Here is a 14,705-nt window from a genome sequence, read left to right as displayed (position 1 = left end):
ATTAGCGCTGTTGTTGCGCCAGCACCTTTTTCACGGTTTCAACAATAGTCATGGTTTGTTGATCCACTTCAATATTTAACAAGGTGCCTGCAGTGGCTTCGTTTAGGTTGGTTATTGCCAAAGTTTCGGGAATTAAATGCAACCAAAACCCTGTTTTCGTTACCTCACCCACCGTGAGGCTTGCGCCATTTACCGCTACAAACCCTTTCGGCAACACATATTCTAACCACTGCGGCGCAAGCTCAAGGAACAAACGACAGTTCTCCGCAGTGTCTACGCGCTCTGCAAGCCTTGCCGTACCGTGAATATGGCCAGACACAATATGGCCGCCGAGCTCTGCACCAAAGGTAAGCGAGCGTTCGAAGTTTACCCAATCATCGACAACCAGCGCACCAAGGTTGGTTAACCGCAAGGTCTCGTCGATAATATCGAACCGTCGCCGATGAATTTTCTAAAGAAGCAACAATTTCAGAATCTATTGAGTCTATTGACTCAACATAGCCCCAGTTTTCCCGAGCTGAAGCATTCGACGTAAATATAATTAAAAATAGACAGCCAAATAAAATATTAAACACTCTCATTTTTCTTCCTTAGTTCTAAATAAATTAAATCCGTATAGTTATAAAGAGCGATACGCCATGCGCATCTATAATATCCAGAGTGCGATACCAAACTTCAGCACCGTATCCCATTCTCGATTCTGATTTTTTCTGCCAACCAAGTGCCGTTGATAAACCTATGCCATAGCGCCCCTGAGTATTAAATAAACCTGGCGCAGGTTCTCTGCGTTCATAATAATGAGGTCCAGCTTTGATATATGCTGAGCTTGGTGAAGATGAAAATGCGTATTTTAGATTAATGCCGAAACTGTTAAAACGTTCGTCATACTGCAATGCTTTGATGTCACCGACAAAATCAAGTGAAAATTGTGAGCTAAGTTCCTGCTCGATGCTAATTCTAACAAACTCTTGCGACGAACACGTCTCCTCACTATCACCACTATCTCTACTACACCAACCAGCACCAACACCGAACCCTAGCCTTGTTTCAGAAGCGCTTGCTATTATGGGAGCGCTAAGCAGTATTGCCATGACTAAAATGTATTTATACATAAAACTTCCTTTTCATCATTTATCATTAAAATTTCTAACTTCAATATACGACACTTATCATGGTGCGCATTAATACTATACTTTTTTCTACCTCTCTTTTGTACTGGTACGGATCACTTTTATTGTTGAAACACTACGCATGAAATCGTACTCTACCAGCATGAAGATAAGCTTGTTGATAATATTACATAAAATACTCGGGAAGACTTGATGACAATGAATAGCCCAGAAGAAGAGAAAAACACAGATGCGCCTGAAGATTTAGATGCAAAATATGAGCGTCTTATTCCAAAAAATTACCAACACAAATAATTCTTAATCATGGCGGCATTACATTAGATATAGAAACAGAAAAGAAATATTTTTCTCCGATGTATGGGCTGATAGATACATTGCGAGATAAGAACTTACTTGGCGTTTTCCAAATATCAACTGTTCCTGTTACCGACTTACAAAATATCCACAGTGAAAATAGTGCAAATGCTTTTCTTTGTGACGATGCTTTTACGTACGGGTTCACAATTGATTTGTCTGCCAATTATCAAGAACTTCCAAGGATTGGCAATTTCCCAAAGGTTCTGAAAAATCCCGAGCATGGGCCTGAAAGCCTTTTCCTTGAAGCATACCCCTACTGCTGGGTGATCCAGCACGAGGTGATTGCTCAACTTATTACATCATTAGAAAAACAAGTTGAATTTATGGTCGAAATGGCTAAAGAGTTCGACGATGACGCGCCCTCTTATCGGATTGACTGGGCAAAGGAAAATATTGAATATCTTAAGGAAGCAAGCCAGTATTCAGAATTCATATTTCGCCCTAACATGGACTGGGATGACGGTGTTTTCGATCTCATGGAGGACAGTGAGTGCGAGCACGGGATTAAACAATGCATCTTTATTGAATAGCTGCGATTTTTCAAGTAAGTCAATACAATTAGGAGGCTTCAGCCTCCTAATTGTGTCTTTTCCACTCATTTTTTTGCTTGGTAAAAACTTGTTAGCGCAACTGTGGTGAAGTTTAGAAACGGATGAGTTGGGTTCCATTCGACAAACTAAAATTAACCAGAATCGCATACCTCGAGATTGCAAAACATACATCATGAACATGTAGTGTTTTAGCCATTACACTTCATTAAACGTAATAATGGTTGGCCAATTACCCGAGTGACGCATTTGCAATTGCTCAATAGATTCATTTGCCCATTCCACCTGGCCACTTACGTCTGCGTCAAACGGGAACTGACGCGCTGCATAGTTTGTACTGAACGCCTTCCAATAACCAAAACCTTGATCAAATATCACTTCAATGGTTCGGCCTGAAGCCCACTCCAATACAAATTTGCGAGAATGCTGCAGCTCTTCCGGTTTATCTTTAAGTGTAATGGTTGTGCCATTTGCACTTGGACAAGCCGTGCCGATTAGTTGCTCCATAAATTCTCGCTGCTCGTAATCAAAGCTCCAATCATGGAAGACCAAACGACCTTCTGTGTTCGCTTCAGATTTTAATGCTGAAATGGCAATTGATTTCGGCTCGCATCGACTAAACAACTTAGTGAAACTCATAAGCATCATGACAGCCCATGGGTTTTTCAAATAGCGATCGGAATAACTTATAGAGAGCAATGTATCGTTTTTAATCAACTCTAATAATAACGGGAACTCACGTTGAAGTACGCCAACCATACGCAGTGGCAACTGCAATAAAGCGCCATCAAGCTCCTGTTTAACATACACAATTTTGGTGGTAACCGCGCCTTCATAGTTACCCCATTTGGTTGTGTCGCATGGGGTTAGCTGTAATGAAGGGAATTGACTCGAACTAACCCAAACCGCATGCTCATCAGATAGCCAATCGCCATTAATTTCAGTTGTACGCTCAGAGTTACTTAATAAGCTAAATGTTTTGTCGCCAGCTAATAATTGAAAGCCAAGAGTGATGCCCTTCGGCAGTTCAGTTGTCTTCCCGTTACTTATTTCAACGCCTAAATACTCAAGGTTTTTTAGTGCGCGTTTCAAATCATTAGCTAATACCTGCTTGTCATTCAAAGCCAGTGTTACGCTAACCTTATCGATGGTAATCAGGTTTAAAATAAACGAGCGAAACGCATCTGCACTTACATCCCAGCGCTCAGCATCGCCATTCATAGGTAATATGACGCGAATGGATTCATTCTTGTGTTTGGCGCGATTCTTTAACATATGGAACGCACGTAAAACGCCAGATGAACAAAAAGCCGCATCAGGAATTTGTTTAAATTCTTGTGGTAACTCAAGGTGTTCAAGAATTTGACTCTCGTCAAGCCAAGCGATCGCGGCCCGACGGTCGAGTTCAAAACGTTCGACATTTGAGTCATTGCCGGCCAAACAATGCGAACAGACCGTGTCACACTGACTTGGACATTCAAGCTGTTTGCGCGTTGCGCGTATTAACCCAACTAAGTCATCTATCGCAGTAATAACAAAACCCGCGCCACCGCTAGCTTCATCAAACAGTTGAATAACCATGCGTGGTGCGCCATTCTCCAAATCGAGCTCTTCGCGCGTGGAAAAACCAATTTCTTGCGGCGAAATACCCAATTGCTCAGCCAGCACCTCGCGCATCGCAATTGCCAACGTATTGGCAACCACATGGTGTTCATCACTGGTTGTTAACCACTGCTGTTGCAGTGGTTTACGCAAGCATATTTCCAGCACGTCCGTGCGCACTTGATAGCCTAGTGCAATATTTGATTTAACATGCCCACCCGAACAGGTTTCCTTTAAACCTCCGGCAACGGCCCCACCTAATGGTCGGTGATCTTTCAACACATCCAGTTCAGCCGGAATCGTATCTGCCGCGGTCATTGAAGCCGCGCGACCACAGGCTAAACAAACTGCGAAGCCATGACCATATTCACCTTTGGTGTGATGGAAAATTTGCCCATTATGGCCAAACCGCACGAAGCCGCAGTCTTTGTTGGGTAGCGTAACTTGTTCGCCCACCAGACTAACTCGAGGTTCAGCCACCGGAATAAACTTCTGCGTGAGAATATCGTTGCTTGTTGGCTTCCAAAAGTCGGTTAAGAATCCAGTGGGTCTTAGGGTGCTCACCTTTTCACGCTCGGGAATTAAAGCGCGACATTGCGGATTCGAACAGCATAGATCGCGGCTATTGGCGTACGCATTTTCACGCACACCTGTTGTACCGCACTTCTCACAACGCCAAGCAACTGCAAAATGAACATCATCATTATTACCTGGTTTCGTGAAATCTTTTATCACAATGCCTTCTGAACGATACACACGCCCATCAATAACTAACGTGGCTCCAGGAGCATATTCACGTAACGCAATGTTTAGGCTTCGCGAAGGCTTTTCTTTGTTTACAAACACGTTGTCTTCACGTTCATTAAATTCTTTTTGGCGTTTGTTTTCTTTAAAGTCTTCAATGTTTTTGTGATCAAGTTCGACCACATTAGTTGGGAAGCCATGCCCTGGTAAAAACGTGCTGCTAATCAGTTCCTTCAATAAAAACTGACTGTTATGCGCGCTTAACTCAAACGCTAGTGCGCGCTTATAGGGCTCATCCGTCGCGGTGTCATGCAATGCTTGAATACGTTGACGCTCTTCCAACCATTCGGTTTGAATATCAGCAAGCTTGTCTTTCGCTGCTAAAACTAATTGACTTAATGACTCACCGGCTAGGCTAGTTTGATTAATCACTGACTTAATGGCATCCGCAAACTCGTCGCGCGAATCATCCATCCATGCCAACATCGTTTCACATGCTGATGGCTCGCCGCCAAAAAATGACTCAGCCGATAACCGCGTGCGATCGCCCTCATCAGGCAACGTTCTTAAAAACGCAGCTAGCAGCACCGCGTTCACGTGGCGCTGTACAATTGAGCGCGAACTCAGTATCACTTTGGGGGCTGGAATGGCTGTTACAAAAGGCCACATTGGATTACGGAAAGCACGCTGGTTATGCGGGTCGGCCTTACACAAAGTATAAGCAATTGCCCGTGACTCTTTGCGTCGACCAGCACGGCCTGCTCGCTGCAAATAATTGGCTGGGTGCGGCGGCAAATTGTTCATCACAACGGCTGATATACCACCAATATCGACGCCCATTTCCATCGTAGTTGAGCAGTTTAAGACATTGATATCGCCTAACTTGAATAAATCTTCATAGTTTGACAATGTTTTTGCCGATTGCTGCGCTGAATGTTCCGCTGTACGGTAATAGAAACCACCTTCAACAATTCGATCGCTGAGGTTATTCCACACCCCTTTGAGGCGTAATTCGCGCACTGTCGAATCACTATTTAACTTTTCGCGTATTTCTTGAACCCGCGCAATACCCGACTCAAACGATGATAACTGAGTAAAGTCGGGCATCGTAACCTGTTCACAGCGATAATCAGCATCTGTAAGCTTGCGCGGCAAGTACGGTGTTAACCCTCTAAAGGTGCTATCAATAAGCCGATAGGTATGCGGACACAACCACGCTTTGCGTGGCAACGAAAAGTTCAACGATGACAATTCTAACTGAAACCCATTGCTACCAGATTGCTTAAGAATTTGATTATGCGTTAGATCAGTCCACGCCCGCATCAGCCATAGGTTGATTTTGTCTTTGTCTTCAGCTTGATCGGCTGAAAGCCCAGTTGCTAATTCAAGTAGCTTGACCAAGCGGTTTTTATTCGCTGTTCGCACCTGCGGCCATTTTCTTATACGCGGGTTTTCTTGAATGTCAGCATTAGGCGAAAACAAAAACTTTTGCGTCGACAAGCTGCCCATCCAGTTCTGTAAATCATCGTCCATGCGCATCATGCGGTTTTCTCGCACATAAAAATCCAATGCAACTTTTAGAAAGCTCCTCCAATCTTCAAGCGTGAGCTTCGAGTGTTCACCGTATTTATCTGTTGCGCTTTGTGCTGTCGTTTCTTCCCAGAATTGTGGGCATGTGCGAATCTGCTCAAGCCCCTCATAGCCTACCGCCACTAAGCCCAACGTTTCGGTACTAATCTGCTTTTTCGGGCGGCGCGAAAACTCACGCATCATCAGCAACTGTGTCAGACGACGAGGCCCACCTTCGTCACCAAATAAGCGTGGATTCGCGTACTTATTGTATTTGAGCATGGCACTTTTAATGTCATGCTGCTCAATAAAACGATTCTCCAAATCGGTATAAGCAACCTTTATCGTTGGCGGGTTTTGCTGCTGTTTAAGTAAGTATTCAAGCTCTTGTTCTTTCTTATGTGCTAGGTCATGCAGCTTTGCTTGTTTTAATGACGCAATAATCACGCGTAGTTCATCAATCTCTTTATCGACGGCAGCGGCGTGTTGTTCACCAGCTAATTCTTGGTTCTTTTGCTGAAGCAATTGAAAGACCAAACCTCGAATACGCGAGCGCTCAGCTTCATGTTGCATGCGCACGGCCATTCGTGCTGTGCCTTGGCGGCTATCAGTAAATGTAATGAGCTTCCGACCGCGGCCTGGCAGCTCTTCTGGACTACGGTTATTCGATTCTTTTTTATCCGCATCAGGACAAAACTCAAGAACGGTCGGCACCGCATTGGTTATGTAAAACGGAGCACCTAAATGCGCGCCACGATAGAAATCACCTTTTGCATCCGTCTCACTAGCGCAAGCCGAACAGTTTTCTGTCTCGCCTACCCCTATTTTTATGGAAATGTACTCATCGTTAATAACAGCGAGCTCGCTTGTTTGCCTATTAAGACTCTGCAGACAATAATGCTCGTTTTTAGAGGTCACAGCACCTATAACAACATTGGAACTTACGCCGCGCACAGCGCTTTCCTTTTCATCGTCCGCAGGTGTTTCCTCACCATCATCTTGCTCAATATTCAATGAAAACTCATCAACGCCCCGAGCAACTCGATGGGTTAATTTCCCGCGTTGGTCTGCCGCTAATAAATGCGGTTCACTACACTCATTACAAAATACCACTTCAAAAACTGGCGCACCGCAATCACAATGCGAGCGTTCAGTAACGTACACAGTTCCAAACGGAAAGCCATTGAGTTCGGTTGGTTTGACACTGCAACCATGGTCAACACAGCCCCATAAGCCATGCAGCATCCGTTGGAAAAAGTGCGCACGAACCTTCAAAAACGGATCGTTTTGCTTATCGGCCTTGGTGCCAGTCATCACATCTAACCAACGCAGAACTTCGACTTGTTGCTGTTGCCGTGTTTCCCCCTCCAATAAAGGCGCAACACTTGCCACTAAATCATCCAGTCGCTGTGGCTTGTCAGTATCAAGAATTGTCGCGCGTAATTTACTCGCGATAGCGCTCGACGTTAGGGCTTGAAAACGTGCTGAAGAGACCTCCACATCGCTCTCAATTGCCATAACGTCGTCAAGTGTGTACGTGGCTGGCTGCCCCGGCAAACCACCACTTAACTGAGGGGTAATTCGACGCCCCGTAATAACCGAAACTTGCTCAATAGGAACACCAGCCAAGTCGGCCAAATATTGCTGAAGCTTTTCCTCTGCATTAGCGTCCGCAATGGTTGCCGACGTCGCTACAAAGCGAATATCTTTCGACCGACGCCCAAACGCATTCACCACCCGCTTCAATAACAACGACAGCTCTGCTGCTTGCGAACCGACATAAGTGTGAGCTTCGTCCAATACAATCCAGCGTAACGACTGCTGCTGCTTTGAAATTTCCAAAATAGGGCTATCAACTTGGCGCACCAACATGTACTCAAGCATGGTTGAGTTGGTCATTAAAATCGGAGCCGGTTCTTTTCGTAATAATTCGCGCGAAAGTATTTGGTTTTTTAATATCGCTTGGCGCTTGCGCACCTCAGGTTTACTAGCGTGGTGCTCGGTTTTGCCGTTATACAAACAAAAGCGAATATCGCCATCAAACTGCTGTGTCCACGCATCAAGTCGTTCTTGCTGTGAGTTTATCAAGGCATTAAGCGGATAAAGGAACAGTGCTCGCACACCTATTAATGGCCCCTGATTTGCTTGTTGCTCGCGAATTAAATCATCCAGAATAGGCACCATAAAGCACTCGGTTTTACCTGAGCCTGTGCCGGTGGTAATTACCGCTGAGCGGGGCTTCTTATCAGTTAACACCCGCCAAGCTTCCACTTGGTGCTTATATGGTTTAATTGATTTATGAAACTCGTATTTAGGTGCCTCGTGTAAGGTTTTAATTAATTGCGGATGCAATAATTCGGGGCTCAATTCCGCAAAACTTTTTTCTCCAGGCGTCCAACCAAAGGTATGCTCAAATACGGGGTTGGCCAAAAAGCTACCTTCCGCACCTAAACAATCACTAAATTGCTTTTCAATATGGCGGCGAAGGCCTTCGTTACGTAAACCTAATACGCCCAGCGTTGCTTCTTTAATACGGTTTTGAGACTGTTCAATTAGTGCCTGGAAAAATTTCATGATTTACTCTTAATTTGGATTATTCGTTTTCGCGATTAAATAAGCAGTGGTTGCGGCATGTACCGGTCTAAACCACATTTCACGGCCAAAATCAGACAGGTTTGCCATCGCAAATTTTAATTGCGAAGTTGGCACACCCAAACTTTTCGGTCCGGCAAGTCCGGCAGTAACGCAGGCAACAAACATCGGCAAATAAACCACCGCATCGGTGTAGCCAATACTCGATACCCGCTTGAAGCCATCGCCTAAGTTCGACGCCATCACAAAGGCCTTTAACTCATGTGACAAATCAATCGGCCAATTATCGTTTTCGGCAAAAAAGCGCCGCAGTTCTTGATACCAACCGGGGATAATAATCTCATACGGAAACTGACGAACGGCTTGAACCTCACCCGTTTGCAAATAGTCCGTCAAATATTCAAACGCCGAGACGATATCTTTTAACGCTAATTCGCGCTCTCGAACGGTAATACCCACGTAACTTTCAGGAACGCCTAATTTCATAATCGCATCAGCAAATATCATTCGCGCTGCTCGCCAAGTGTCCACGGGAATAAATTCCCAGACCACTGCCAACTCGTCACTAATGCGCTCACAAAACGTTGAATCAAGTTCAAGTCGAAATACCGCTAAAGCAATTGCTTCACTATTGCGCCCTAACGCACGCCAGGCTTCGAAACTTGACAGCGGAAGATGGTCGTATTTTTGCTTTAAAATACTTAGGTAGTCCCAACCAGAATGATTGTAATCCGTAGCCATTTTTTCGATTTGCTCTCGAATTAGGCTCGGACGCTCGATCGGATGAAAGAAATTACAGGCTGAGTGTAACGAGGTTAACGCCTCTAAATCAGTCGACGCAACCAAGGTTTCCACGTCGTCACCCGGCTGAACATAAGGTCGAACTTTCAATACCGCATTGGCATCAGAATGAACAATCCAAGTTGTAGCCGAATCGATCAGCTTATCCATTGCATAACGTCCGGTGGGCGTTTCAGCCGATAAAATCGGCTCAATACTCAGCGTCCGTTCTTCAGGGTTACTTATATTAATCGCCCGCAAAGTAGTAGGAGCACGAACCTCATTCCCGTCATAGTCTTTGGTAACAAGCTCATAGCCCTCGCGTTCCAAATAGGCGTTATAACGCTGAATAATTACCCGTTTTAAAACCGTTTGACCAAGCTGAATAACTAACTGCACAGCCGCATCTTGATCGCTTAAATTACCGAGTAACTTAGTAATTTCTCGATGCATACCAAACAAACTAATTTCAACCGGTACATGGTCGACAAATACGACATCATCTTTGTGGAACTTAACCTGCCCTTTTGACATCACGTTTAAAGCGATATTGAAACGCTGTCTGTTGTCACTGCTATTTGTTAATTGAATCCGATGCCCTAACAGCCCATCAAGTAGCAGTGATGTCCCCTCAAACGCTTCGCCATCAGGTGTAATAATCCGCGCACCTGCCACTGGGAATGGCACACGAAGTGTTACCGATTCAGAACAATTGTCACTGCAAACATCGACGTTAAAAGACACTGGAGCTTTGTTATCGCGCGTGGTTAAACTGAATTCGCCAGCATCCAATTCATGAATCACAACATAATCAGCTACGCCATTGGCAACATTAGGCGTTATCTGGCAACGCGCCGAAGTTATAAATTGAATAAACGCGGGCGTTTCTACTCGCGCAGGCCGTGTACGAATTTTTAAATCGTGAGGCACGACACCGAAGGTCCGTCGAAATAGCGTTTTATCTAAGTTGTCTTTTATAACCAACCGAACACGACCATAAATATTCGACAAATGATTCAGATTCAAAACCCGTCTGTCGTTGATAAATATGCGCAAATCTTCAAGTGCAAAGTTTGCGTCATCACTTAATTTCAGTTTAGGAAATTCAAAATAAGTTGTAATCGGTAACGTCGACCAATTGGTTTCATGCCCTATCAGCCGAATGAACGAACGCGGTTGAGCTGTCCGAAGCTGAATTTCAAATTCATCATTAGTGGAATTTTTGATCAATGCATTCGCCGATAACTCATACAAAGCACCGAAATCATACGCCTGAATAAACTCTGCAGCCGATTCACCTTCAACAAACTGGCATTGTTTCGGTAACCATAACCGGGCACTTGTTTCGGCAACAGAACAGGATTCGAAGCCAGCAATAAACCAACGGTCGGCCTGCTCGGTAAGAACCAAAGGAGAAGAATCCAAATCGAGAAAACTGTTTTCAATAGTGCGATTAAAAATAACACTACCATGTGAAACTAATTTGAAAGTAAGCGGCTCCGCACAGGCACTCCGCTTAACCTCTATTCGCGTGCGTTTAAAAACTAGCTGAATGCACTCTTGTTGCTGATCGAGGCTCGCATAAATCGGTGAGCCGCGATAAATAAGCCTGTTGCCTTCATAAACTAAAGGTTCAAATCGCGTCGATGTTATCTCGTGCTCACTGCGCTTAATTTTTAACTCCCGCGGAATAACCACCTCAGAAGTAACATCAACACCACGGTTCGATAATTGAAAGTAGTTGTCTGATGTGAATTCAGATAATAGCTCAGCTTGGCCCTTCTTCTCGAGAGCACTTTGATGACGGCTCTTTTCTGCCTGTATTAACCAGTCGTTAATCAAGCGGCGACCATTTTCAATATCTAACGGTATCGGAAAATCTTTATTCCACCCCTTAGCGTGCTCATCCAAATATTCAGCTGGGTTTTGGACCTCGCGCAGCGGATGCGTTTCAGTAAGCTTCGTTAGGCGCTCAACAATACCCGAAAGTAGCTTCGCAGTATGAATAGTGCGAAACACTTGCGGTAACTCATCCTGGTTTTCTAACATCAATGAGGTTAAAGACTTATCCATTGCAGCTATTTTATAGTACGCCCCAATACCACGGCGAATTGCTTTACCAAAACCATGCGTATCACTATTTAACAGAGGCCACGGCAAACCACCTTCAGCAAACAATGAGCCTAGATAAGACGTTCGGCTTTCAGTTTTCACCGGCTCGCGACGCCAATAAGCTAAACCACCTAGAGTTAGCTTAGAAGTGTTCTGCGGAGATAGTTGCTGTGAAATAAGATCTTCCACAGGTCCCCATGAAAATTCCCCCGAATACTGTCGGCGATAATATTCAGCGACTAACAGACAAAACGCTGCGCCCGTATAGTGCGGTAAGCCTTTTGGCGGGTGCTTATACAGGTTTGCATGAGTCAAAAGCTTAATAAGTTGCTTAAACTCGTCAGGAGTAACTTGGTAAGAATACAGCGGAGCGCCCTGAGGCCCTTGAAACAGCTCACGGGTGAACAGAAACTCATTAATCCAAACTTTGCATTGGTCCATGTAATGTACTGCTTATTTTATTGTTGTAGTTATGTGACAAATTTAAATTGAATCACCTGGATGATCAACCTAAATTACAAGCGCGACGTAATGTGTCGCTACTTGATTAAATCAGTTGCTATTTCTAGTAAATTTTCATATAACTTTGAAAATTATAAGTTTTCACGCACTCAATAAGGATATGCAATGAGTCGTCGTATGTTATTTGGGCACGCACGGCGCCGTCCTAAATGGTCAACCGCTTCGGGTCTCGGCTCTTCAGCACGAAAAAATAACTGGTGTTGCGACATTGAGCATGAGGGGCTCGGGCTTTCACGACGCGTACTTGGTGTAACAAAAGATGAAGTTAATGAAAAAGCCGCCAAAATTCTTGCAGAATGGGATGCAAAATGGCGACGCCAGCAAGATCGTATTGCCAAGCAGAATGTGAAATATACGACAGAAATAGCTGCAATTGATGAGTACGCTAGACTTAATCAGTTAGCTAATACCACCAAATATTTTTACTTTGAACTATACAAATCGAAGCGTGATTCAAACGGTTTCAAATTCGATCCTATAAGTATGTTGGTCTCACCATTGAAGCCCCCTGCTCTTCCAGTGATGCCTCGCCCACTCATCTTGCCCTCACAACCGCAACCTGAGCATTTTTCCCGAGCACTTTCATCTTTAGCGCGCCATATTAAACTGCTTGCCAATAGACAACGTCAACGTGAGCAAAATGAATATCACCAGGCCATGGCCCGCTGGAAAGCCGAAATAAGATCTCGTACTCAGTCCAATCAAGCAGCCGAAATTCGTTACGAACAAGAAATGTCCGAATGGTATCGGATCGATCAAGAAATAAAAGTACAAAACAAAAAGATTAAAGAAATCATTGAAGGCTATCAAAATGGTGAAGCCGTTAACGTGCTCGACTACATGAAAAAGGTTTATGAAACCATACCCCAGCCCGAAGCCTATATCGATGAGTTTAGCTTTGTATCAAGATTAGAATTAAACGGCGATACATTGTTAGTGAATATCGCACTAAGTGAACTTCGGGACATGCTATTTGTAAAGGACGTTGGATACGACCCAAAGACCTACCAATTGAAGTACAAACACCAGAGTATTAGCGATAAAACAACCGCATTACAGCGCTTTGCAAATCATTATTCGCGATTTGTCGCGCACTATCTTTTTGCAGCCGATACACACCGCATGATTAAATCGATTACGTTTACAAGCACCTGCAAAAACAATATGAAAACTGAGCCGTTATATGAACAGACCTTCGCGAAAGAGCGCGAGGTTCGAACGCGAAAGACTGAATATCGCACTAACATTAAGGAAAACAGATGAAAAAATTAACGAAGGACCAAAAGCGCAAAAAATACTAGATAAACGGAAAGCTCAAAAGCTTGCCAAAGGAAAAAAGCCAAAAACCTTAAATTTACATAGCCGAATGATGACTCTTAAAAAATATGACGAGAACGGCAATGTAACTAAAACTCAATATGAAGTAAAAGCCGACAAAGCCGAGCTCCTATTGAACGAAGAAAAGCTCTCTAATGGCTCAGTAGTGCAAATTAATCCAGATCAATTAGTTAACCTAGTTGCGTGGGACTTTTTTGGCGTTGCCGGTTGCAACTTCATTCATTCTGCAATGGACGAATGTGACAGCCTAATACCAATAATTACACCAAATGAAATCGAAGGTATGCTTCTTGCGTTTCCGGACTATTTAGATGACCCAAATTTCGACACCGACTATTTTTTGATTTTCACTGAAGCCGATGCGGAATTTGATATTTCAAATCAAGAACAAGTGAGTGAGCTTGAAAAGTTCGTTAACTCAGACGTGCATTCGTTCTTGTCTTCTCATTATTTGATTAAGTCAATCGAGCCTCAATTCAGCCTTCAGTCATACGCTTTATTCCGAGCTTTTGATAAAGTCTGGAGTTCAACTCTTTTTATTGCCACCAGCAAAATCAAAGAATTCGAAAAAGCAAAGATGAAAGCAAATCAGCAAGCGCAACAGGCAAATGCGAGTACGGTAAAAGCACCGGATATTATTGCTAAATACACGCACTAATTCTTTTGAAAAAGGAACCGCTAGCACTAGCGGTTCCGATAAAAACGCTCAAGAGCCCCAATTAAAACTGTAGCTGGTGGCAGAATTTTTAGTTATTCCCTCGAAGAAGTAGCTTCTTTCAGTTTCGTCAGAAAGATCATCGACTAGGCTGTCTAATTGCTCAAACAACTCGATAAGTTGCGCAAAAGTAATTTCAGACTTATCTTCGCCTAACACGACAATGTCTTCTGCAGAACGGTCTTCTTCGAGAAAGATATTATGGTCATAAATACCGGTATTTAACTCGATAGGTCCCTGCTTTCCAACAAGCTCTTGTGCCAAGCTTAAAACTTCACTTACGACATTCAAATCACTCACATTTTTATCCTTATTGGTTGATTTTTGTCATCACAAACTGATGGCGATTTTTTTGATATAACGTCAACTACCTCTCGAAAATTCATGAACAGAACTCCGAATACCTAGTTCATCCAAAATAGATTTGAGCGTTCCAATTGGTAAGTCCTTGGCCGCTGGAATAGATACTGTTCGACCTGAGGGCCCAGTCCAGATCTGATGACTCCCCTTGCCCGAACGTTTAAATTTTATCTCATCATATTGCTTACAGCGCTTGATAAATTCTCGCGTAGACAGAAGCCGCGAGTTCAAATTAACACGATGAAGCAATGGCGAGCGCTTGTGAATTAAAAAATTCAAACGTTCATTGTTCTTGTTATGTGGCATATTGATCCGTACCACTAAAAGTGGACACTT

Annotated in this window: 8 protein-coding genes and 1 pseudogene; 3 read left to right on the top strand and 6 right to left on the bottom strand. The window is 43.8% G+C overall.

Features of this window, described 5'->3' with window-relative positions; genetic code table 11:
• Position 1: 1 nt before the first annotated feature.
• Positions 2–433, bottom strand: a pseudogene (locus DQW12_RS00420) (riboflavin synthase subunit alpha); the annotation flags it as partial.
• A gap of 172 nt (positions 434–605) precedes the next feature.
• Complete coding sequence (locus DQW12_RS00415) at positions 606–1,112, bottom strand: outer membrane beta-barrel protein (RefSeq protein ID WP_113905747.1); 507 nt, start codon at positions 1,110–1,112, stop codon at positions 606–608.
• A gap of 371 nt (positions 1,113–1,483) precedes the next feature.
• Between DQW12_RS00415 and DQW12_RS00410 the strand changes: the two genes are divergently transcribed.
• The gene (locus tag DQW12_RS00410) at positions 1,484–2,017 is read left to right on the top strand and encodes a hypothetical protein (RefSeq protein WP_113905746.1); all 534 of its coding nucleotides are present in this window, start codon (positions 1,484–1,486) and stop codon (positions 2,015–2,017) included.
• Positions 2,018–2,233: 216 nt separating this feature from the next.
• Here the strand turns inward: DQW12_RS00410 and DQW12_RS00405 are convergent, their stop codons facing one another.
• Both DQW12_RS00405 and DQW12_RS00400 read right to left on the bottom strand, forming a co-directional pair.
• Positions 2,234–8,524: a DEAD/DEAH box helicase gene (locus DQW12_RS00405; protein WP_113905745.1), complete on the bottom strand. Its 6,291-nt coding sequence runs from the start codon at positions 8,522–8,524 to the stop codon at positions 2,234–2,236.
• A gap of 9 nt (positions 8,525–8,533) precedes the next feature.
• A complete protein-coding gene (locus DQW12_RS00400) occupies positions 8,534–11,875 on the bottom strand; it encodes an STY4851/ECs_5259 family protein (RefSeq protein ID WP_113905744.1) in 3,342 nt (1,113 codons plus the stop codon).
• Positions 11,876–12,061: 186 nt separating this feature from the next.
• Here DQW12_RS00400 and DQW12_RS00395 point away from each other — a divergent pair, with 186 nt between their 5' ends.
• Both DQW12_RS00395 and DQW12_RS00390 read left to right on the top strand, forming a co-directional pair.
• On the top strand, positions 12,062–13,219 hold the full coding sequence (locus DQW12_RS00395; protein ID WP_157957802.1) for a hypothetical protein: 1,158 nt from the start codon (positions 12,062–12,064) through the stop codon (positions 13,217–13,219).
• A complete protein-coding gene (locus DQW12_RS00390) occupies positions 13,140–13,952 on the top strand; it encodes a hypothetical protein (protein ID WP_157957801.1) in 813 nt (270 codons plus the stop codon). Before DQW12_RS00395 ends, DQW12_RS00390 begins: the two co-directional genes overlap by 80 nt.
• A gap of 48 nt (positions 13,953–14,000) precedes the next feature.
• Here DQW12_RS00390 and DQW12_RS00385 read toward each other — a convergent pair whose 3' ends face one another.
• Both DQW12_RS00385 and DQW12_RS00380 read right to left on the bottom strand, forming a co-directional pair.
• Positions 14,001–14,309, bottom strand: coding sequence for a hypothetical protein (locus DQW12_RS00385; protein ID WP_113905741.1), 309 nt, complete (start codon positions 14,307–14,309; stop codon positions 14,001–14,003).
• A gap of 63 nt (positions 14,310–14,372) precedes the next feature.
• Complete coding sequence (locus tag DQW12_RS00380) at positions 14,373–14,675, bottom strand: type II toxin-antitoxin system HicA family toxin (protein ID WP_113905740.1); 303 nt, start codon at positions 14,673–14,675, stop codon at positions 14,373–14,375.
• Positions 14,676–14,705: the final 30 nt, after the last annotated feature.

This window comes from Aliidiomarina celeris (assembly GCF_003316875.1).
Classification (GTDB): Bacteria; Pseudomonadota; Gammaproteobacteria; order Enterobacterales; family Alteromonadaceae; genus Aliidiomarina; species Aliidiomarina celeris.
This window is presented reverse-complemented; position numbering and strand designations above follow the sequence as displayed.

What these genes read in the sequence shown, in the direction of transcription:
- DQW12_RS00395 (WP_157957802.1), top strand. Translation starts at nt 12,062, where the DNA reads ATGAGTCGTCGTATGTTATTTGGGCACGCACGGCGCCGTCCTAAATGG.
- DQW12_RS00415 (WP_113905747.1), bottom strand. Translation starts at nt 1,112, where the DNA reads ATGTATAAATACATTTTAGTCATGGCAATACTGCTTAGCGCTCCCATA.
- DQW12_RS00380 (WP_113905740.1), bottom strand. Translation starts at nt 14,675, where the DNA reads ATGCCACATAACAAGAACAATGAACGTTTGAATTTTTTAATTCACAAG.
- DQW12_RS00410 (WP_113905746.1), top strand. Translation starts at nt 1,484, where the DNA reads ATGTATGGGCTGATAGATACATTGCGAGATAAGAACTTACTTGGCGTT.
- DQW12_RS00405 (WP_113905745.1), bottom strand. Translation starts at nt 8,524, where the DNA reads ATGAAATTTTTCCAGGCACTAATTGAACAGTCTCAAAACCGTATTAAA.
- DQW12_RS00400 (WP_113905744.1), bottom strand. Translation starts at nt 11,875, where the DNA reads ATGGACCAATGCAAAGTTTGGATTAATGAGTTTCTGTTCACCCGTGAG.
- DQW12_RS00390 (WP_157957801.1), top strand. Translation starts at nt 13,140, where the DNA reads ATGAACAGACCTTCGCGAAAGAGCGCGAGGTTCGAACGCGAAAGACTG.